Annotated in this window: 18 protein-coding genes; 9 read left to right on the top strand and 9 right to left on the bottom strand. The window is 65.8% G+C overall.

What is annotated here, in order from left to right:
* Positions 1-11: 11 nt before the first annotated feature.
* The 5 genes from BHK69_RS27495 to ggt all read left to right on the top strand — a co-directional run bounded on the left by BHK69_RS27495 (position 12) and on the right by ggt (position 6,199).
* Positions 12-956: an ABC transporter permease gene (locus BHK69_RS27495; RefSeq protein WP_069692886.1), complete on the top strand. Its 945-nt coding sequence runs from the start codon at positions 12-14 to the stop codon at positions 954-956.
* A complete protein-coding gene (locus BHK69_RS27490) occupies positions 953-1,771 on the top strand; it encodes an ABC transporter permease (protein WP_069692885.1) in 819 nt (272 codons plus the stop codon). Before BHK69_RS27495 ends, BHK69_RS27490 begins: the two co-directional genes overlap by 4 nt.
* On the top strand, positions 1,768-3,483 hold the full coding sequence (locus BHK69_RS27485) for an ABC transporter ATP-binding protein (RefSeq protein ID WP_083269718.1): 1,716 nt from the start codon (positions 1,768-1,770) through the stop codon (positions 3,481-3,483). The genes BHK69_RS27490 and BHK69_RS27485 overlap by 4 nt, the downstream gene beginning before the upstream one ends.
* Before the next feature lie 6 nt (positions 3,484-3,489).
* Entirely contained in the window at positions 3,490-4,515 is a 1,026-nt protein-coding gene (locus tag BHK69_RS27480; protein ID WP_069692884.1) for a CapA family protein, read from the top strand.
* Positions 4,516-4,582: 67 nt separating this feature from the next.
* The gene (gene ggt / locus BHK69_RS27475; RefSeq protein ID WP_069692883.1) at positions 4,583-6,199 is read left to right on the top strand and encodes a gamma-glutamyltransferase; all 1,617 of its coding nucleotides are present in this window, start codon (positions 4,583-4,585) and stop codon (positions 6,197-6,199) included.
* A 45-nt stretch (positions 6,200-6,244) separates the two neighbouring features.
* Here the strand turns inward: ggt and BHK69_RS27470 are convergent, their stop codons facing one another.
* The 7 genes from BHK69_RS27470 to BHK69_RS27440 all read right to left on the bottom strand — a co-directional run bounded on the left by BHK69_RS27470 (position 6,245) and on the right by BHK69_RS27440 (position 13,121).
* Positions 6,245-7,267: an amino acid ABC transporter substrate-binding protein gene (locus BHK69_RS27470; protein ID WP_069692882.1), complete on the bottom strand. Its 1,023-nt coding sequence runs from the start codon at positions 7,265-7,267 to the stop codon at positions 6,245-6,247.
* Between the two features lie 109 nt (positions 7,268-7,376).
* Entirely contained in the window at positions 7,377-8,561 is a 1,185-nt protein-coding gene (metC, locus tag BHK69_RS27465) for a cystathionine beta-lyase (protein ID WP_069692881.1), read from the bottom strand.
* Positions 8,562-8,679: 118 nt separating this feature from the next.
* Entirely contained in the window at positions 8,680-9,837 is a 1,158-nt protein-coding gene (locus BHK69_RS27460; RefSeq protein ID WP_069692880.1) for an amidohydrolase, read from the bottom strand.
* Positions 9,838-9,877: 40 nt separating this feature from the next.
* Positions 9,878-10,531, bottom strand: coding sequence for an ectoine/hydroxyectoine ABC transporter permease subunit EhuD (ehuD, locus tag BHK69_RS27455; RefSeq protein ID WP_069692879.1), 654 nt, complete (start codon positions 10,529-10,531; stop codon positions 9,878-9,880).
* Between the two features lie 8 nt (positions 10,532-10,539).
* Positions 10,540-11,199: an amino acid ABC transporter permease gene (locus BHK69_RS27450; protein ID WP_069692878.1), complete on the bottom strand. Its 660-nt coding sequence runs from the start codon at positions 11,197-11,199 to the stop codon at positions 10,540-10,542.
* Positions 11,200-11,244: 45 nt separating this feature from the next.
* Positions 11,245-12,126: an ectoine/hydroxyectoine ABC transporter substrate-binding protein EhuB gene (ehuB, locus tag BHK69_RS27445; protein ID WP_069692877.1), complete on the bottom strand. Its 882-nt coding sequence runs from the start codon at positions 12,124-12,126 to the stop codon at positions 11,245-11,247.
* Between the two features lie 119 nt (positions 12,127-12,245).
* Positions 12,246-13,121, bottom strand: a complete 876-nt coding sequence (locus tag BHK69_RS27440) for a LysR substrate-binding domain-containing protein (protein ID WP_069692876.1) — start codon at positions 13,119-13,121, stop codon at positions 12,246-12,248.
* 365 nt (positions 13,122-13,486) lie between these two features.
* Between BHK69_RS27440 and BHK69_RS27435 the strand changes: the two genes are divergently transcribed.
* The gene (locus BHK69_RS27435) at positions 13,487-13,735 is read left to right on the top strand and encodes a hypothetical protein (protein WP_148663612.1); all 249 of its coding nucleotides are present in this window, start codon (positions 13,487-13,489) and stop codon (positions 13,733-13,735) included.
* 130 nt (positions 13,736-13,865) lie between these two features.
* Positions 13,866-14,237 (top strand): hypothetical protein, encoded by a 372-nt coding sequence (locus BHK69_RS27430; protein ID WP_069692874.1) that lies wholly within the window; start codon positions 13,866-13,868, stop codon positions 14,235-14,237.
* A 36-nt stretch (positions 14,238-14,273) separates the two neighbouring features.
* Here BHK69_RS27430 and BHK69_RS27425 read toward each other — a convergent pair whose 3' ends face one another.
* Positions 14,274-15,728 carry an undecaprenyl-phosphate glucose phosphotransferase gene (locus BHK69_RS27425; protein WP_069692873.1) on the bottom strand — a complete coding sequence of 485 codons (1,455 nt, stop codon included), beginning with the start codon at positions 15,726-15,728 and terminating at the stop codon, positions 14,274-14,276.
* A gap of 416 nt (positions 15,729-16,144) precedes the next feature.
* Between BHK69_RS27425 and BHK69_RS27420 the strand changes: the two genes are divergently transcribed.
* A complete protein-coding gene (locus BHK69_RS27420) occupies positions 16,145-17,563 on the top strand; it encodes a mannose-1-phosphate guanylyltransferase/mannose-6-phosphate isomerase (RefSeq protein ID WP_069694010.1) in 1,419 nt (472 codons plus the stop codon).
* A 78-nt stretch (positions 17,564-17,641) separates the two neighbouring features.
* Complete coding sequence (locus BHK69_RS27415; RefSeq protein WP_069694009.1) at positions 17,642-18,391, top strand: aspartate/glutamate racemase family protein; 750 nt, start codon at positions 17,642-17,644, stop codon at positions 18,389-18,391.
* A gap of 38 nt (positions 18,392-18,429) precedes the next feature.
* Here the strand turns inward: BHK69_RS27415 and BHK69_RS27410 are convergent, their stop codons facing one another.
* Complete coding sequence (locus tag BHK69_RS27410; protein ID WP_069692872.1) at positions 18,430-19,347, bottom strand: 3-hydroxyacyl-CoA dehydrogenase NAD-binding domain-containing protein; 918 nt, start codon at positions 19,345-19,347, stop codon at positions 18,430-18,432.
* Positions 19,348-19,354: the final 7 nt, after the last annotated feature.

Below are 19,354 nucleotides of genomic sequence, written 5' to 3'. Positions count from 1 at the left end.
GGGAGAGCCCGATGCTGCGTTTTGCACTGACCCGGATCATGATGGCGATCCCGACCCTGCTGATAGTGGCGGTGTCGGTCTTCGTCCTGATCCGCCTGATACCGGGAGATCCGGCCTCGCTGATGCTGGGCGATCTCGCGACGCCCGCCTCGATCGCCGACCTGCGGGCCCGGCTCGGGCTCGACCAGAGCCTGTTCACGCAGTTCGGCATCTGGTTCGGCAATCTGCTCAAGGGCGATCTCGGCATCTCGATCAACAGCCAGGAGCCGATCCTGCCGCTGATCCTGGCGCGCTTCTGGGTCAGCGCCCAGATCGTGCTGGTCGCGGTGTTCTTCGCCAGCCTTGTCGCGGTGCCGGCCGGCGTCATCGCAGCCTGGCGGCAGGATTCGACGCTCGACCTAGGCCTCGTCGGCGCGGCGACGCTGCTGCTCTCGATCCCGACCTTCTGGCTCGGCCTGCTGCTGCTGCTGTTCTTCGGCCTCAAGCTCGAATGGCTGCCGGTGGTGGGCTATGTCTCGATCGGCGACGATCCCTGGCGCGGCATCATCTATCTGATCATGCCGATCCTGACGCTGTTCCTGCATGAGATCGGCGTGATCCTGCGCATGGCGCGCGCCTCGACGCTCGAGGTGCTGCGGCTCGACTACATCACCCATGCCCGCGCCAAGGGGCTCTCGGAAGGCGCGGTGCTCTGGCGCCACGCCTTCAAGAACGCCTTCGGGCCGACCTGGACGCTGATCGGCCTCGTGCTCGGCAATCTCCTGGGCGGCATCGCGGTCGTTGAAACCGTCTTCACCATTCCGGGCCTGGGCCGGCTCCTGGTCGATTCGATCTTCGCCCGCGACTACCCCGTCATCCAGGGCTGCATGCTCTTCGTCGCCTTCTGTTATGTGCTGGTGAATCTCGTGATCGATCTCTGCTATCCGATCTTCGACCCGAGGGTGACGGCGCAATGAAGCTCCCCGCATTCAATGCGCTGATCGGGGGCGGCCTCATCGGTGGCCTCCTCATCGCCGCCGGCACCGGCGCGCTCTGGACGCCCTATGATCCGCTCAAGCTCTCCTTTCGCGAGAAGCTCGCCGCGCCAAGCGCGGCCCATTGGCTCGGTACTGATGAATTCGGCCGCGATGTGCTCTCGCGCCTGATGGCGGGCGCCGCCACGAGCGTCTGGATCAGCCTGCTGACGGTGGCGCTCGCCGTGATCTTCGGCACGCTGATCGGCCTGTTCTCGGGCTATGTCCGTGGCTGGGTCGACCGGGTCATCATGGCCTTCAACGATGCGTTGCTGGCCTTCCCCGGCATCCTGCTGGCGCTCGGCCTGCTGGCGGTCGTCGGCGCCAACAAATACGGCATCATCGTCGCGCTCGGCATCGCCTATACGCCGTCGGTCGCGCGCATCGTGCGCGGCACGGTGTTGTCGCTGCGCGAGAGGGAGTTCATCGCCGCCTCGCGCGTGATGGGCAATTCGGAAGGCTACACCATGGCCCGCCACATCCTGCCGAACTGCATCGCACCCTTGACCGTGCTGGCGACCTCGATGTTCGGCTATGTGCTGCTGGCCGAGAGCTCGCTCTCCTTCCTGGGGCTGGGCGTGCCGCCGCCGGCTCCGACCTGGGGCAACATGCTTGCCGGAGCGCGCCCCTATATCGGCCAGGCGATGTGGCTTGGCATCTTTCCCGGCCTGTGCATCTCGCTGACGCTGCTCGGCATCAACCTGCTCGGCGACGCGGTGCGCGACCGGCTCGATCCGCGGATGAGGGGTTTGCGATGAGCACTGGAAAACAGTCGCCGAGCAGGTTCGTGCCCGGGAGCAAGCCTCTGCTCGCCAAGCCCTTGCTCGCAGTGTCCAATCTCACGCTCAGGATCGGCGCGTCCGGCAAGACCGTCGTCAACGATGTCGGCTTCTCGGTCTCGCCGGGCGAGATCGTCGGCATCGTCGGGGAATCCGGTTCAGGCAAGACCTTGGCCGCGCGCGCCATCATGGGCTTCGTCCCGCCGGCGGTGAAACTCGTTTCCGGTTCGATCCTGTTCGACGGCGACGAGATCACGACGATGGCGCCAAAGCGCCTGCGCGCCGTGCGCGGCTCCAAGGTCGGCATGGTCTTCCAGGAGCCGATGACCTCGCTCAATCCGTCGATGATGATCGGCCGGCAACTCGAGGAAGGCCTTGCGCTGCACCGCGATCTCGACGCCGCCGGCCGGCGGGCGCTGATCCTCGACATGCTCCGGCGCGTCGGCCTCTCCGATCCCGAAGGCGCGCTCCACGCCTTCCCCCACCAGTTCTCCGGCGGCATGCGCCAGCGCATCATGCTGGCCTCGGTGATGCTGCTGAAGCCCGCCTTGCTGCTTGCCGACGAGCCGACGACCGCGCTCGACGCGGTCGTCCAGCGTGACGTCATGGAGCTGATGGTCGACCTGACCAAGGAGAACGGCACCGCTGTTCTGCTGATCTCGCATGATCTCGGCATGGTCGCGCGCTATTGCAGTCGTATCGTCGTGATGAACCAGGGCGACGTCGTCGAGCAGGGCGCGGCCGACGACATCCTGGCGCGGCCGCAGCACCCCTATACCCGCAAGCTGCTGGCCGCGATGCCGCTGCGCGGCCAGGCCCGCGAGCTTCCAGAGGCGAAGACGCCGATCGTCGCGGTCCGCGACCTCGTCGTCGATTATCCCGGCCGACAGCGCTTCTTCCGCAAATCGGCGCCCAAGCGCGCGCTGCACGGTATCTCTCTTGCGGTGCAGCCGGGCGAGGTCGTCGCGGTGGTCGGCGGCTCCGGCTCGGGCAAGACCACGCTCGGCCAGTCCATCGCCGGCCTGGTCAAATCGAGCGGCGGCGAGATCCTGTTCAACGGCAAGCCGATCTTCAAGAGCGAGGTCGCTTACTGGGATTACCGGCTGAACTGCCAGATGGTGTTCCAGGATCCCTATTCCTCGCTCGATCCGCGCATGTCCATCGGCGAACTCGTCACCGAGCCGCTGCGATTGGTGCCGGGCATGGGGGCTGCCGAGAAGAAGGCGCGCGTCGCCGAGGTGCTGGCCGAGGTCGGCCTCGGCAACGGGTTCGCCGAGCGCTTTCCGCATGAGCTCTCCGGCGGCCAGCGCCAGCGCGTCGCGATCGCGCGCGCCGTGGTGCGCCGGCCGAGCTTCGTCATCGCCGACGAGCCGGTCTCGGCGCTCGACGTCACCGTGCGCGCCCAGGTGCTCGAGCTCTTCGCGGAATTGCAGCGCAAGCACGGCTTCTCCTGCCTGTTCATCAGCCATGATCTCGGCGTGGTCGAGCAGGTCGCCGACCGTGTCGTGGTCATGCAGGAGGGTCGCATCGTCGAGGAGGGCTCGCGCGACCAGATCTTCGACGATCCCAAGCACGCCTATACCCGCAAGCTGCTCTCCGCCGTGCCGGGGCTGGAAAGCAGCGGGGATGGCGGGGTGAGGCTGTTCTGGCGCCTCGCGGAAAACGAAACCGCACATACGCCGCTGAGCTGAGCTGCGATGACCCGCGCCTTGTACCTGCTGGGCGACATCAACCTGAAGGGTGTCGGCGATCCGAGCCTGGTCTTCGAGCACGTCGCACCCAAGCTGGCGGGTGCGAGCATGGTGTTCGCCAACCTCGAATGCTGCCTGTTCGACGATGCCGCGACCGCCACCGAGCAACGCGGCTTCTACGTTCCAACCCGCTTTGCCGCTGTGCTGAAGGCGGCGGGGCTGCATGCTGTCGGCATGGCCAACAACGTCAATATCGGCCAGGAGGCGATCGCCTCCTCGCTCGCGGCGCTCGGCCGGGCGGGCATCGCCACGGTGGGCGCGGGCCTTGACGACGCCGCCCGCGAGCCTCTCATCATCGAACGCCACGGGCTGAGATACGGCATTCTGCAACGCACGGCGATCTATTGGCCCGATACGCATGAGGCCGGGCCAGGCCAGGTCGGCGTCGCGGTTATCAAGGCCCATACCGCCTATCGGCCCAAGCTCGAACAGCAGGCGGCGCGGACCCGGCCCGGCGTCCCACCCGAGGTCGTGACTTGGGCCGATCCGGGCTCCCTGGCGGAATGCGCCGGGGCGATCGCGAGCCTGCGCGAACGGGCCGACATCGTCGTCGCCTCGTTTCATTGGGGCTACCGCGCCGAAATCCTGAATTATCAACGCGAATTCGCCCATGCGGCGATCGATGCCGGTGCCGATCTCGTCTTCGGCCATGGGCCGCACATGATCCTGCCGATCGAACTCCATGCCGGCCGGCCGATCGTCTATGGCTGCGGAAATTTCTCTTTCCAGTTCGCGCATGACCGCGTGCTGCATGCCGACTGGGTCGGCATGTTCCTGCGCGCCTCGATCGCAGACGGCGTGATAGGCTCGATCGAGATCGCCTTCGTCGAGCGCAACGCTGACAATCAGACGGTCGTCCGGGCCGTCGACGACCTGCCGCAGGCGCGCGACCGGCTGACCGCCGCATCCGCCGAACTGGGCTGCCGCCTGGAGACCGATGGCGGGATTCTGCGCCTCTCCCTCAGGGCCTGACCCCGGCGCATGGCGAGCGCACCGACCGAACCGCATCTTGGAAATCCCCAACCGACGAGACGCCCTGATGAAAAACGGAATGATCGTCTGTCCGCAGCCCGAGGCCGCCGAAGCCGGCGCAGCCGTGCTGGAGCGCGGCGGCAATGCGGTCGATGCCGCCATCGCCTGCGCCTTCATGCAGGGCGTGGTCGATCCGCTGATGTCGGGCATCGGCGGCTTCGGCTCGATGCAGCTCTACATGCCCGGCCGCGGCGTCCACCAGATCGTCGAGTTCTACGCAAAAGCCTCGCTCTCGGCGACGCCCGATATGTGGGTCGACAAATTGCTCGGCCAGTCGCGCGACGGCTTCGCCTTCCTGCTCGAGGGCGGCATCAGCGAGTTCGGCCATCTCGCCGTCTGCACGCCGGGCAGCGTCAAGGGCTATGACTACGCGCTCTCGCGCTTCGGCACGATGGATTGGGCCGACGTGATCGCGCCTGCAATCGCGCAGGCGAGGAGCGGGGTGCTGGTGCGCCCGCATATGCACTGGTTCTGGTCGCAGGATCAGAAAGGCTCGGGCCAGGTCAACACCGCCGACAAGCTGCGCTACAGCGAGACCGGCAAGAGCTTGTATTTCCGGCCGGATGGCAGCCTGAAGCGCGTCGGCGATCTGCTCGCCAATCCGGACATGGCCAACACGCTCGAACGTCTCGCCAAGGGCGGGGCGGAGCTGTTCTACAAGGGCGAGCTCGCCGAGGAGATCGCCGCCGACTTCGCGGCACATGGCGGCCTGATCTCGCGCCAGGATCTGGCGGCCTATGAACTTTCGGTCGCCGAGCCGATCTGGGGCTCCTATCGCGGTCACCGGATCTCGACCAGTCCGCCGCCGGCGAGCGGCATGCTGATGCTGCAGATCCTCAACATGCTGGAGAATTTCGAAATCGGCGGGCTGAGCCATGGCGGCACGGAGCATGTCCGGCTGCTGGCCGAGGCGATGAAGCGCATGACCATCGACAAGGACCAGCATATGGGCGATCCGGCTTATGTCGACGTGCCGGTCGAGCGATTGATCTCGAAGGAGCATGCTGCCGCCCATGCCGACAGCATCCGCCGCGGCGAGCGCGCCGATGTGAAGCGGCTGGAGCGCTCCTCCTCGCGCGAGACCACGCATATCTCGGTGGTCGACAGCCAGGGCAACGCGGTCGCACTGACGCATACGCTGGGCAGCCCGTCGGGTGCGATCACGCCGGGCCTGGGCTTCATCTATAACGGCACGATGAGCCGTTTCGATCCGCGCCCCGGTCGCGCGGGGTCGATCGCACCGGGCAAGCGCCGCTCCTCCTCGGCCGCGCCGACCATCGTCTTCAAGGACGACAAGCCCTTCATCGTGATGGGTGCGCCCGGCGGCAGCTATATCGCGCCCGCCATGGCGCAAGGCATCATGAACGTCGTCGATTTCGGCATGTCGATGCTGGAGGCGGTCGCCGCGCCGCGCATCGTCGCGGTCTCGAATTCGATCGACATCTCGAACCGCATCCGCCGCAGCGTCAGCGCCGAATTGAGCGCGATGGGCTACGACATCAAGCGCTCGGCCCAGAGCTATCCCTTCGCGGCCCTGCACGGCATCAGGATCGATGACGGGCGTTGCTCGGGCGGCGCCGATCCGCAGCGCGACGGCATGGCGATCTCGGTGCCGGTGGCCTGATCTGCAGCACGAAGGCAGTCGCGATCGGCACGCTGCTCGGGGCCTTCACCGGAAGGGCGGGCTGTATTGCAGGCCGCCCTGCGTCCACAGCGCGTTGGGGCCGCGAGCGAGGCGCATGCGGGATTTCTGGCCGAGATGGCGCTCGAAGCTCTCGCCGTAATTGCCGACGGCCGAGATGATGCGCACGACCCAGTCATTGGTCACGCCCATCGCCTCGCCGAATTTGCCGTCCTGCCCGAGGAAGCGCTTGATCTCGGGATTGGTCGACTTTGCCATCTCGGCGATATTGGCCTTGGTGATGCCGAGTTCCTCGGCGTTGATCAGCGCGAACAGCGTCCAGCGCACGAGGTTGAACCAGACCTCGTCGCCGCTGCGGACCCAGGGGCCGAGCGGCTCCTTCGAGATCACCTCCGGCAGCACGACATGCTCTTCCGGCACGCGGAATTTCAGCATGTTGGCCGAGAGCGCCGAGATGTCGGTGGTGTAGGCGTCGCAGCGTCCAGCCTCATAGGCGCGCAAGGCTTCCTCGGAGGTGGCGAAGGCGGTGGGCTCGTATTTCTGGCCGAGCTTGCGGAAATAATCGGCGAGGTTGAGCTCGCTCGTCGTGCCCTGCGCCACGCAGATCGAGGCGCCGCCGAGCTGGCTCGCAGAGGTCACGCCGAGCTTCTTTGTCACCATGAAGCCCTGACCGTCATAATAGTTCACGCCGGTGAAGGTGACGCCCTGGCTGGCGTTTCGCGACAGGGTCCAGGTCGTGGTGCGCGGCAGCACGTCGACCTCGCCGGCCTGCAATGCGATCAACCGGTCCTTCGAGGTCAGCGGGACATAGGCCGTCTTGTCCGGGTCGTTGAAGATCACGGCAGCGAGCGCCCGGCAGATATCGGTGTCGAACCCCTCCCAGCGACCATTGGCGTCCTGCAGCGAGAAGCCGGCGACGCCGGGGCTCGTGCCGCAGATGATCTTGCCGCGCTCGCGGATGGTTTTCAGCGTGTCGGCTGCGATGGCGGGCATGGCAAGGCTCGCCGTGAGCATGGCCGCTGTCGTCAGGCGGAGCAGTATGCGTTTCATTCCAGATCCCCTTTTTGTTGATTTTGGACAAAGCTCTCCCTGCGCGGTGGTGCGTTGCCGCCGCGTTCGTTCCTCTCCCGGAGATGGTTATGGCTCAGGCGAGCTTGGCTTAGGCGACCTTGGCGGCCGCCGGGCGTTCGAGCGCGACGAGCAGGGCGTCGAGGTCGTTCCAGAGGTCGTCGGGATCCTCCAGCCCGATGCTGATGCGCAGGACCGTGCCCGGATGCGTCCAGGGCTCGACCGTGCGGTCGCCCTTCACCGCCATCGGCGCGATCAGGCTGCGCGTACCGCCCCAGGAAGCGCCGATCGCGAAGACCTTGAGCGCTGTCAGCGCGGCTTCGAGTTCCGCCTCGGCGACCGGCTTGAGCACCACGCTGAAGACACCGGAGGAGCGGCCCATGTCGCGCTTCCAGAATTCATGGCCGTGGCAGGACGGCAGCGCCGGATGCAGCACGGTCTCGACCGCCGGAGAATGCGTCAGGCGCCGGGCGAAATCCTCGGAGACGCGACCCATATGGGCGACGCGCAGACCCATGGTCTCGATACCGCGAAGCGCCAGCGCGCATTCGTCGGGCGAGACGCCGACGCCGAGCCCGCGCAAGGTCTCCTTGAGCTTCTGCCGTAGCGCCAAGTCGGTGACCGTGACCGAGCCGAGCAGCAGGTCGGAATGGCCGCCGACATATTTGGTCAGCGCTTCGCAGGCGAAATCGGCACCATGCGCCAGCGGTTTGAACAGGAGCGGGGTCGCCCAGGTGTTGTCGCAGCCGACGAGCGCGCCCTTGGCCTTGGCCGCCTTCGCGATGGCGGGCACATCCTGCACCTCCATGGTGCCCGAGCCCGGCGACTCGACCCAGACGAGCTTGGTCCTGTCGTCGATGAGGTCGGCGATGCCGGCGCCGATCAGCGGGTCGTAGACGCCGTAATCGATGCCGCGCGGCTTGAGGTACTCCTCGCAGAAACTGCGGACGGGCGGATAGACATGGTCCGGGATCAACACCTTGTCGCCCGGCAGCAGCATCGAGAGCATCACGATGGTGACGGCGGCCTGGCCGGAGGGAACCAGAACCGTGCGTACGCCGCCATGGAGCGCGGAGAGTTGCGCTTCCAGCGTACGCGTCGTCGGTGTGCCGTGCAGGCCATAGGTATAGCCGTCGAAGCCGCGATATTTGCGGGCGGCGAAGCTTGCCGCATCGGGATAGACGATGGTCGAGGCGCGGTGCGTCGCGACCGCGAGGCTGGCATAGCCCTCGTCGGAGACGGCGGGATGGTGAACGCAGCGGGTCAGGTCGTGCATGATGGGCCTCTTTCGATGCGTCAGGTTGACGGTCCCGGCAGGTCGAGACAATCGAGCCGGGATCATGAGATCATGAGCCGGGCTTATGGTTCGTGGGCTTATGGTTTGTGAGCGAAGCTCAGGCGCCCGGCGCCTCGGTGAGGGCGAGCCTGGCGACATTCGTCAGCCAGCCCACGGCCGCGGGCAGGATCGCGTCGTTGAAATCGTAGCGCGAGTTGTGCAGTTCGCCGCCCGGGCCGGCCGGACCGTTGCCGATCCAGACATAGGCGCCAGAGCGCTGCTGGAGCAGGAAGGAGAAGTCGTCTCCGGTGGTGCTCGGGCGCAGGTCGCGGCGGACGGGCAGGCCTGCCATCCCGGCGGCAGCGACAGAGAGCTCGCCCTCGGCCTTGGTGTTGATCGCCGCGCGCCCGGTCGAGAGGATCTCGACATCCGTGCGCATGTCATAGGCCTCGGCGATACCCGAGATGATGCTTCTCATTCGTTTGATCACGGCCTCGCGCACCTCCGGCCGGTAGGTCCGCAAGGTGCCGAGCAGCGAGACGCTCGGTGGAATCTGGTTGCTGACGACGCCGCCGCTGACCTGGCCGATCGAGAGCACGACGGCGTCGATCGGGTCGACATTGCGCGCCACGATGGTCTGGAGCGCGACGATGAGATGGCCGGCGGCGACGATCGGGTCCCGCGTCTGGTGCGGGATCGCGGCATGGCCCGCCAGGCCGTGCAAGGTGACGCTCCAGCGCCCGCCGGCCGCCATCACCGGTCCGTCATGGACGGCGACCGTGCCGGCCTCGAGTCCCGGCCAGTTGTGAAAGGTGAAGACGCGCTCCATCGGGAAGCGCTCGAGCAGGCCGTCGGCGAGCATCGCCTTGGCGCCGACGCCGTTCTCCTCCGCCGGCTGGAAGATGAACTGCACCGTGCCTTTCCAGCTCTGATCATGCGCCAATGTGGCGGCCGCTCCGAGCAGGGAGACGGTGTGGCCGTCATGCCCGCAGGCGTGCATCACGCCGGGTGTCCTGGAGGCATGGGGAACGTCGTTTTCTTCCGCGATCGGCAGCGCGTCGATGTCGGCGCGCAGGCCGACGGAGCGATTTGAGCCCGGCCGGCTCAGGGTCGCGACGATGCCGGCGCCGCCGATGCCCGCCACGAAGGGAATGCCGAGCTCGGTCAACCTCGCCTGCACGAAGGCGGCCGTGCCGTGCTCATGCTCGGAAAGCTCCGGCTGGGCGTGCAGCTGCCGGCGCCATTGCGTCAGCGTCGCGAGAAGTTCTGTATCCATGGCAGGCCTCGGAGCGAGATGGCGGGGCGTATCGGGGCTGTCACCGGCTGGGGAGGGCGAGACGCGCCTCGAAGCGGTGAATGAGCCAGGAGAAGCCGACGGCGATGGCGAGGAAGATCGCGCCGACGACAGCCAGCGGCTCGCCATAGCGGAAGGTGTCGGAGGCGATATCGAGCGCCGAACCGAAGGATTCCGGCACGGCGATGACCGCGAGATAAGGCGTCGATTTGAAGATCGAGATGAAATAGCTGCCCATCGGCGCGGCGATGTTGCGCAGCATCTGCGGGGCGATGACCAGGATGACGGTCTGGAAGCGGCCAAGCCCAAGCGCCTTCGCCGCCTCGAACTGGCCCCGCGCGATGCCGTCGATGCCGGCCTTGAAGACCTCGGCGAGGTAGCCGCAGTAATAGATGCTCAGCGCCGCGACGCCGACGACCAGCGCCGGCAGCTTGATGCCGTAGACGGGCAGCACGTAGTAGAGGAAATAGAGCTGCACCAGCACCGGCGTCGAGCGGATGAAGTCGATGACGAAGCGCATGGCGTAGCGCATCGGCTGGCTGGAGCGGCGCGTGATCTCCAGCCCGAAGCCCAGAAGCGCCGCGAAGATGCAGCTCAGCAGAGTCACTGCGAGCGTGGTCGTCAGCGCTTTGCCTATGGCGGGAATGATCGACAGGGCGAAGCCGAAGTCAAACATCGTGCGGGTCAAACATCATGGACGAGCTTCCGTCCGGCGCCGACCTTGCGCTCCAGCCAGCGTCCGACCACGGTCGCGGGATAGCAGATGATGAAATAGGCGACGAGCAGCCCGGTATAAACCTTCACCGGGTCGTAATGGAGCTGCGAGATCTCCTTGGCCCGGAAGGTCATGTCGCTGAGCGTGATCAGCGAGACCAGCGCCGTACCCTTCACCAATTGGATGAACTGATTGATGAAGGTCGGCATCATGGCGAGCAGCGCCTGCGGCAATTCGATCAGGAGCAGGATCTGCCAGCGCCTGAGGCCGATTGAGCGTCCAGCCTCGACCTGGCCACGATCCAGCGCCTGCAGCGCCGCGCGCACTGCCTGACTGCCATAGGCGCCGATGTTCAGCCCCAGGACCATTGCGCCGACGGTAAGGCCCGACAGCCGCAAGCCGAAGCCCGGCAGCGTGTAGTAGAAGGCGTAGAGCAGGATGATGACCGGCGAGGAACGCCAGAATTCGATGAGCGCGGTGATGGCGGCATGCGGCCAGCCGCGCGCACTGTACTGCGCGACGCCGGCGATGAAGGCGAAGGGCACGGCGTAGAGCATGCCCAGCAGGGTGACCAGGGCGGTGACCCGGAAGCCTTCGAAAATGCCGGCGAGAACCTCGGCGAATGTCATGATGATGCGCTGGTCTCTATGATGCGCGGGCCTCTGGGCTGACCGTCAGCTCTTGGCGCAGAGTTCGGCCGAGGTGGCGCGCGGCGGCGCCTCGGCATCGGTGAAGCTGTACTTCTCCATCAATGCCTTGACCGTGCCGTCGGCCTTCAGCTTGGCGAGCTGTGCGTTGTAGATCGCCTGCAGTTCCTTATCCTTGGGAGCGAACACCACGGCGGTCGCCATCATGTATTCGCTGCCGTCGGGCCGGACATAGCCCTTGAACGGCAAGGCGCGCTCGATGCCGTTCATGCCGCCGGCTTCCATCAGTCCCGACACGCTCGGCGCCGACAAGGTCGCGGCGTCGACGCGGCCGGCGAGCATGGCGCTGACCACCGCCTCGTTATTCGGGAAGAGCAGGAGACGGTCCTCGGGCACGCCGGCCGCGAGCGCATTCTTGGCGTTCTCCGTGCCGCGCCCGCCGCCGAGCTTCACCTTCGGGTTTTTGACGATGTCCTCATAGCTGTGCAGGTTGAGCGGGTTGCCCTTGAGTACGAGCAGCCCGTCGCCGGCCGAGAGGTCAGGCTCGCCGAAGAGCACCTGCTGGCAGCGCGCCGGGGTGATGGCGACGCCTGATGCAATGATGTCGAAGCGGTTGGCCAGCAGGCCTGGGATCAATGCGCCGAAATCGGCCACGGTAAACTCGATTGCCTTGACGCCGAGCGGGGCCAGGGCCGCGCGCACCAGATCGGGATGATAGCCGATCACATCGCCATTCCTGTCGCGATAGCCCCAGGGTGCGCGGTTATGGATGCCGATGGTGATCGTCTTGCCGGCCAGACTGGATTGCTGGGCAAGACGGGATTGCTGGGCTTGCGTCGCGCAGGGCGCGGCCGCGACGAGGCCGAGCGCCATGACAGCCATCGTGACGCGTTTGGAAAAGAACGGCATGGCATGCTCCCCTATATCGGCCGTCTGCGACGATAGAGGCAGTTGCCCTGGCGACAATCGCGTCGCGGTAATGAGACGATGCCTAGGATTTATACCTGTCCCGCTCCAGAGCGATTGCTTCAGCGTGCGGCCATCAGGCAGTCGATGAAATCGCGCACGAGCTGGGATTTTGGGCGGTCGAGCGGCAGGATCAGCAGGCTCTTGCTCTGAACCACGGGCTCGAACGGCCGCAGCACCAGCCGGGTCGGGTCTGCTCCGGCGATGGCATAGGGGCTGACGAGGCCGACGCCGACGCCCTCAGCCACCAGGGCGCAGACGGTCGCGGCATAGATCGTTTCGACCACGATGTTGGGGGCGACGCCGGCTTCGTTGAAGATCAGGTCGAGGCGCTGCCGGGCTCGATCCTCCGGGACATAGGCGACGAAATCGACGCCATCGAGATCATGGGGGCCGATGACCTCCTTCGCCGCCAGGGGGTGGCCCTGCGGCATGGCGCAGAGGACGCGCGGCGTGACGAAGGATTGGTGCAGCACGCCGGTGACGTCGATCTCGTCCGCCGCCAGCCCGATGTCGAACTCGCCCGAGGCCACGCCGTCGCGAACGTCCCGCGACGGCAGCACCATCAGCGTCACGCGGATATCGGGATGCACCACGCGGAAACGCTTCACCGCGCGCGGAACAAGAGAGGAGCCCAATGCCGAGAGCGAGCCGATGCGCAATTGGCCCGAGCCCTGGTCGCGGATGCGCGCGGCGGCCGCACGCAAGGTGTCCATGCCGAGGAAGGACCGCTCGATATCGGCGTAGAACAATTTGCCTTCCGGCGTCGGGATGATGCGGTTGCGGACGCGGTCGAACAGCGAAAAACCGACGGCGCGCTCCAGCTCCGCGATGGCGCGGCTGACGGCCGGCTGCGTCAGCCCGATCAGTTCCGCTGCGCGCGAGACGGTGCCGGCCTTCATCACGGCCGAGAAGATTTCGATCTGACGGTAGTTCACGCCAAGCTGCCCGCTAGTGGTTTGATTCCGACATTTGCTCCCCAATCTATATCGAGCTCGGAGCAAATGTCGGAATCACCAAAACCACTAGCAAATCTTTGGTTTTCTAGTGGAACTTATGAATTTGACATTTGCCGCGCGGCCGATATCGGGCGGGTAGCAAATGTCAAATTCGTTCCACTAGTCTCGGCCATCGGGCCGGCCTCTTCAGGCGCTCAGTCTCGCACAAGGCCGGCCGCTTCGCGAGTTGGCGCGCGCGTGGATCGACGGAGAGGCTCTTCAGCTCCGATGGCAACCGTTCATCTTGGCCTCGATATTGCTGTTCTGGCGCGCCTTCGCGTTCTGTGCCGAATGGAGACGAGTCGATGACGGGAATGGATGGGACGGCTCGGTTCGCCTGCAGCGTCTGCGGCTCGCCCTCGATCGTCCTCCCCGCGGTGCTGGCCGATGAAGCCGTCGTGTCCTGCGGGGGCTGCCAGAGTGCCTTGGGCTCCTGGCTCGGCTACAAATCCTATGTCAGCCGCTCGATCCATGCGGAATATGAGGCGGTTCCGGTGCAGCCCATGATCTGTGTCGATCCGATCATCGCGCGGGCATTGGCGGAGGCGCTCTGATCGCGGTCTTGCTTCCGCGATCCGTGGTCGTTAGCGGATAAGTCAGCCGGTTCGGGTAATCTCGGCTGATGGCGGCGCCGGTTCGATGGTTTGGCCGTGCCTGGTTGAGAAGGCTGTGTCGAGGTTGTTCATGCGCGTCTTCAAATCGGCGGCCCTGGTTTGCGCCTGGATCGGGCTTGGCTACCTCGCCTGGGTCTCGATCATGCCGATCGGATCCAGGCCGCATCTCTTCGACGAGATCCCGGACATCAGCCGCTTCCTCGGCTGGTTCGTCATCACATCGGCCTTCGCGATCGCCTATCCGCGCAGTCTCGGCCGGGTCCTGCTCGCGATGTCGGTTGCGATCGTCATGCTCGAAGCCACCCAATATCTCGAGGTCACGCGCCATGGCCGGATTCACGACGCCGTGGTCAAGGTCGCGGGCGCGGCGGTCGCGGTCGTGTTGGCCCTGGCCTATCTCGCCATGGCGCGCAGGCGCGCGCCCGTGCAGGATCACTCCTGATTGCCCCAGTTTCTGTAAGCAGGCGAGGCGCCGTGATCAGCCGGCGTTGGCGAAGGCCTTCTTGCTGAACACCGTCCGCAGCAGGATGCCGAGATCGAGCCAGAACGACCAGTTGTCGATGTACCAATGGTCGTAGGCGATGCGCTTGGCCATCTTCTCGTCGGTGTCGGTCTCGCCGCGCAGGCCGTTGACCTGCGCCCAGCCGGTGATGCCGGGCTTGACGTTATGGCGGCGCGCATAAAGCGCGATCTTGCGCTGGAACTCATGATCATGCGCCAGGGCATGCGGGCGCGGGCCGACCAGCGACATCTGGCCGGCGACGACATTCAGCAATTGCGGCAATTCGTCGAGATTATAGCGCCGTAGCACGCGGCCGACGCGGGTGATGCGCGGATCGTTGCGCTGTGCCTGGCGGATGACGTCGCCGTCATCGGTCGTGGTCATGGTGCGGAACTTCAAGATGCGAAAGGTCCGCTGGTTGAAGCCGTAACGGCGCTGCAGGAACAAGACGGGGCCAACCGAGTCGAGCCGGATCACGAGGGCGATCAGCAGCAGCAGCGGCAGGCTCAGGAGCAGGATCGTCAGCGCGCCGACCATGTCGAATATGCGCTTGGCGACGTTCTCGATGGCAGACAGGGCCGGCCGCGTCAGGCGCAAGCTGGCGAAGGTCCCGGTGCGAACGATATGGGGGTTGTCGAAGCGGTCCATGATCCGCTCCGGGGCGAGGTGAATCGCGGCCGGCAGGTTCATGAAGGCGTCGATGCAGGCGTCGATCGCCTCCTGCTTCGACCAGGGCATGGCGATGTAGATCGCGTCCGGCTGCATCGCCCGGCAGCGCGCGACAGCGGCGCCGAGATCGGCTGCGAGCGCATCGGGATCGTCGGTGTCGCCCAGGAAAGCGACGTCGACGATGGCGAAGCCGATGTTCCAGGGCTGATGCCGCGAGACGAAGGACATGACGTCCTGCTCGCGCCCGATCAGGAAAATCCGCTCGGAGGTGATGCGCCCGGTCTTGCTCGCCATCGAGATGCTGCGGGTGATGGATGAGCGCGCCAGCGCGATCAGGAGGGGAGCGGTGAAATAGGTCGCGATGATCACGCCGCGCGAATAGTGATCGATGGTCTTGGCCATGAAGGTGATCGCGATGAAGGCGATCATGGTGATGTTCCAGACTGCGAAGGCCGCTGAAACCTGGCCCTTGGTCGAGAGATAATTGGCGATCTGGTAGCGGCCGCGCAGCAGATTGCTGAAGACGAAGATGGCGGCCAGCATCATCGCCAGCTCCAGCATGGTCCGGGCGCTGCCGAACTCATCGAAAGCCAACAGGTGGTATGTGACCGAGGAGAGGGCGACGATGGCCATGACCACGACGGTGTCGGTCGACGCGGTGATCAGGCCGATCCAGTGTCGCAAGGGCGAACTGCGCTCTGGCCTGACGCGCGCTTCCCCGGTTCGCGGGGCCGCGTAGTTCAGATCGTCGACGCTTGCCATCCTACCCGACTCCACCATTGCGCGGGAGCCCGAAGGTCCGTGCTGCAATCGGCGACCCGGATCAGGACATTTGTCCGGTCGGGAACGCTTTCGGGGGTGAAATCGCAAGCGCTATACCGCTGCGGACTGCATCGAAATGAGACGAAATTCACCGAGAACCGCCGTTCGTGGGATGGCACTTCTCAAGCCGGCCGATCTTGGCGGGCGGGATGGGCCAACTCAATCCGATATGGCCAAATGACGGGTACCCGTCGCAAACCAGACCGTCTGGCGCCGCCCGGTTTGAACGCCACGCTGTTACGGCGCTTCTTGCTGCAGTCCGCCGGCACTTTCCGCTGCGGCTAGAGGCTGTTATGACCGCAGTCTCCCATAGTGAAATCTCGCCGATTATCCTCATTCAGGTCGACACCAGCATCATGGCTTCAGCGAACATCATACCCTTGATCATGGCTGGTGGTTCCGGGACGCGGCTGTGGCCTCTGTCACGCGATACGATGCCCAAACAGTTCATCGGCCTGCTGGATGAGGGGCTGTCGACCTTCCAGGCGACGCTGCTGCGGGTGAAGGACGTTTCCTTCGACAAGCCGATCATCGTCACCAACCATGAGTTCCGCTTCGTCGTCGCCGAGCAGATGCAGGCGGTCGGCGTCGAAGGCGACATCGTCCTGGAGCCGGAGCGGCGCGATTCTGCCGCTGCCATCGCCGTCGGCGCGCTCCTGGCGAGCAGCCGGGCGGCGGATGCGATCTGCGTCGCGCTGGCGGCCGACCATATCGTCGCCGATGTCGACGGCTTCCGCGCCGATTGCGCCAAGGCTGCAACGCTCGCGGCCTCGGGCCTGATCATGACCTTCGGCATCATGCCGACGAAGCCCGCGACCGGTTACGGCTATCTCGAGCCGGGCGTCGCGCTCGACGTAGCCGGCGCGAGCCGCCTGACCCGCTTCGTCGAGAAGCCGGATGCGAAGACGGCCCAGCTCTATGTCGACCAAGGCTTCCTCTGGAACAGCGGCAATTTCGTTTTTGCAGCCGCCGGGATGATCGAGGAGCTCGATCTCTATGCGCCGGAGGTGATCGCGGGAGCGCGTGCTGCGCTTGCCGAGGCCAAACGCGACCTCGACTTCCTGCGGCTCGATGCGGCCGGCTTCGCGCGGGCGATAAAGGTCTCGATCGATTACGCCGTAATGGAGAAGACCAAGCATGCCGGCGTGCTCGCGGCGAGCTTCGACTGGTCGGATGTCGGCGCCTGGGACTCGATCTACGAGGTCAAGCCGAAAGACGGGGACGGCAACGTCCTCGAAGGCCCCGTGGTCGCGCTCGACACACGCGGCACGCTTGTGCGCAGCGAGGACATCCTGACGACGGTGATCGGGCTCGATGACGCCGTTGTCGTGACGACGCGCGATGCGGTCCTGGTTACGACCAAGGCGCAGGCCGCCAACGTCAAGGCGTTGGTCGAGCAGATGAAGAGCGACGGCCGGCGTGAGGCGAGCGAGCATCTGCGCATCTACCGGCCCTGGGGCTGGTATCAGCGTATCGATCTCGGGGCGCGGTTCCAGGTCAAGCGCATCAACGTCAAGCCCGGCGGGTTGCTCAGCCTGCAGAAGCATTTCCACCGCGCCGAGCATTGGGTCGTGGTCTCGGGCACCGCCGAGGTCACCCTCGACGGCGCGGTCTCCTATATCCACGAGAACGAGTCGATCTACCTACCGATCGGCTGCACCCACCGCCTTGCCAACCCCGGCAAGATCGCGCTCGAACTCATCGAGGTTCAGGTCGGTTCCTATACCGGCGAGGACGACATCGTCCGCATCGAGGATGTCTACGCGAGAACCTGACGCCAGGAGCGGGCAGCGCCTGTCCTGCCCGTTCGGAGCCTTCAGCGGAAACCTATCCAGCCTTTGTGGAATGTCCTGATGACGTCACGAGCCCCTTCGCCGGCCACCGGCCGCATCGCGCGCGGCGGCAAGGCGATCTATGGCGCGCCGCTCGGCATCCTGATGCTGGAGGCGCGCTTTCCCCGCATCCTCGGCGATATGGGCAATGGCGCGACCTGGCCTTTTCCAGTGTTGTATCGCGTGGTGTCCGGCGCGAGCCCCGACAAGGTGGTGATGCAGGGCGCTGCCGGCCTGCTGCCGGATTTCATCGATGCGGCGCGGGATCTCGTCCGCCTCGGCGCGGAGGCGATTACGACCAATTGCGGCTTCCTCTCGCTGTTCCAGCGCGAGATCGCGGCTGCTGTCGGCGTTCCCGTCGCGACCTCGTCGCTGATGCAGGTGCCCTGGGTTCAGGCGACGCTGCCGCCGGGTAAGCGCGTCGGACTGGTCACGGTTTCGGCGGGAACGCTGAGCCCGGCCCATCTCGAAGGCGCGGGCGTGCCGCTCGACGTGCCGGTTGCGGGCACAGAGAACGGCCAGGAGTTCTTCCGCGTCCTGATCAAGGCCGAGAAGGACGACATGGACATCGACCTCGCCGAGCAGGATGTGGTCGAAGCCGCGCTCGACCTCATCGCGAAGAACCCGGATGTCGGCGCCATCGTGCTGGAATGCACCAATATGCCGCCCTATGCTGCGGCGGTGCAGGCGGCGACCGGATTGCCGGTCTACGACATCTACTCGATGATCACCTGGTTCCACGCAGGATTGCGGCCGCACGTCTTTGGTTAGAGCCGTTTTCGATCCGATTGAATCGGAAATTGCTGCAACTACTCGCTGACGAGCTTGCGCGACTTCAACAAGGCGAGCAGGCCCTCGTCGCGGCGTATCTCCAGTTCGGCGATCGAGCGGCCGGCGGCTTCCTCCGCGACGCCGGCGATGATCGCGCGCTGGACCTCCTCGCCCAGCCCCGGATTGCCCAGCGCTTGCCAGCGCCGGACCTGGCTTGGGCCGAGATGGGCGAGGTAGCCAGCGATGCCGCCTTCGCCGCCGCCGAGATGATAGGTCATATGCGGCCCCATCAGAGCCCAGCGCAGACCGGGGCCGTTGCACAAAGCCGCGTCGATTTCGGAGACGCTGGCGACACCCTGCTCGACCAGATGCACCGCCTCCCTGTAGAGCGCCGAGGCCAGCCGGTTGGCGATATGGCCGGGCATTTCGCGGTTCAGGATCACCGGCCGGCGGCCAAGCCCGCGGTAGAAGGCAGCAGCCCGTTCGACGACAGCCTCGTCTTCGCCGACGATCTCGACCAGCGGCACCAGATGCGGCGGGTTGAACGGGTGCGCGACGATGATGCGGGCAGGGCTTGCACAATCGGTAACGATGGCACTGCGGACCAGCGCCGAAGTCGAGCTGGCGATGATCGCATCCGGCGGGCTGCCGGCATCGATGCGGGCGAGCAGCTCGCGCTTCACGGCCTCGTTCTCGGGACCGTTCTCCTGCACGAATTGTGCACCGGACAAGGCCGCTGCGAGATTGGCGGAAAAGGCGATGTTGCCGGTACCGATCAGGCCGAGCTCGGCGAGCTGTGCGCGAGCGCGTTCGACATAGGCGCGAAACTTTGCCTCGGCGTCCGGCGCCGGATCATAGGCGGAAACGTCGAGGCCGTGGGCGGCGGCAAGCGCCGCCCAGCTCGCGCCGATCATGCCGGCGCCGACGATGGCGATACGCTGGATGGTTCCTGTCATCGCGCCC

The organism is Bosea vaviloviae, assembly GCF_001741865.1.
GTDB classification, from domain to species: domain Bacteria; phylum Pseudomonadota; class Alphaproteobacteria; order Rhizobiales; family Beijerinckiaceae; genus Allobosea; species Allobosea vaviloviae.
This window is presented reverse-complemented; position numbering and strand designations above follow the sequence as displayed.

Excerpts from the sequence above, each read along its gene's own strand:
- BHK69_RS27430 (WP_069692874.1), top strand. The coding sequence starts at position 13,866 with ATGCGCGTCTTCAAATCGGCGGCCCTGGTTTGCGCCTGGATCGGGCTT.
- BHK69_RS27435 (WP_148663612.1), top strand. The coding sequence starts at position 13,487 with ATGACGGGAATGGATGGGACGGCTCGGTTCGCCTGCAGCGTCTGCGGC.
- BHK69_RS27450 (WP_069692878.1), bottom strand. The coding sequence starts at position 11,199 with ATGACATTCGCCGAGGTTCTCGCCGGCATTTTCGAAGGCTTCCGGGTC.
- BHK69_RS27415 (WP_069694009.1), top strand. The coding sequence starts at position 17,642 with ATGACGTCACGAGCCCCTTCGCCGGCCACCGGCCGCATCGCGCGCGGC.
- metC (WP_069692881.1), bottom strand. The coding sequence starts at position 8,561 with ATGCACGACCTGACCCGCTGCGTTCACCATCCCGCCGTCTCCGACGAG.
- BHK69_RS27460 (WP_069692880.1), bottom strand. The coding sequence starts at position 9,837 with ATGGATACAGAACTTCTCGCGACGCTGACGCAATGGCGCCGGCAGCTG.
- BHK69_RS27485 (WP_083269718.1), top strand. The coding sequence starts at position 1,768 with ATGAGCACTGGAAAACAGTCGCCGAGCAGGTTCGTGCCCGGGAGCAAG.
- ehuD (WP_069692879.1), bottom strand. The coding sequence starts at position 10,531 with ATGTTTGACTTCGGCTTCGCCCTGTCGATCATTCCCGCCATAGGCAAA.
- BHK69_RS27480 (WP_069692884.1), top strand. The coding sequence starts at position 3,490 with ATGACCCGCGCCTTGTACCTGCTGGGCGACATCAACCTGAAGGGTGTC.
- BHK69_RS27490 (WP_069692885.1), top strand. The coding sequence starts at position 953 with ATGAAGCTCCCCGCATTCAATGCGCTGATCGGGGGCGGCCTCATCGGT.
- BHK69_RS27410 (WP_069692872.1), bottom strand. The coding sequence starts at position 19,347 with ATGACAGGAACCATCCAGCGTATCGCCATCGTCGGCGCCGGCATGATC.
- ggt (WP_069692883.1), top strand. The coding sequence starts at position 4,583 with ATGAAAAACGGAATGATCGTCTGTCCGCAGCCCGAGGCCGCCGAAGCC.
- BHK69_RS27425 (WP_069692873.1), bottom strand. The coding sequence starts at position 15,728 with ATGGCAAGCGTCGACGATCTGAACTACGCGGCCCCGCGAACCGGGGAA.
- BHK69_RS27420 (WP_069694010.1), top strand. The coding sequence starts at position 16,145 with ATGGCTTCAGCGAACATCATACCCTTGATCATGGCTGGTGGTTCCGGG.
- ehuB (WP_069692877.1), bottom strand. The coding sequence starts at position 12,126 with ATGCCGTTCTTTTCCAAACGCGTCACGATGGCTGTCATGGCGCTCGGC.
- BHK69_RS27470 (WP_069692882.1), bottom strand. The coding sequence starts at position 7,267 with ATGAAACGCATACTGCTCCGCCTGACGACAGCGGCCATGCTCACGGCG.
- BHK69_RS27495 (WP_069692886.1), top strand. The coding sequence starts at position 12 with ATGCTGCGTTTTGCACTGACCCGGATCATGATGGCGATCCCGACCCTG.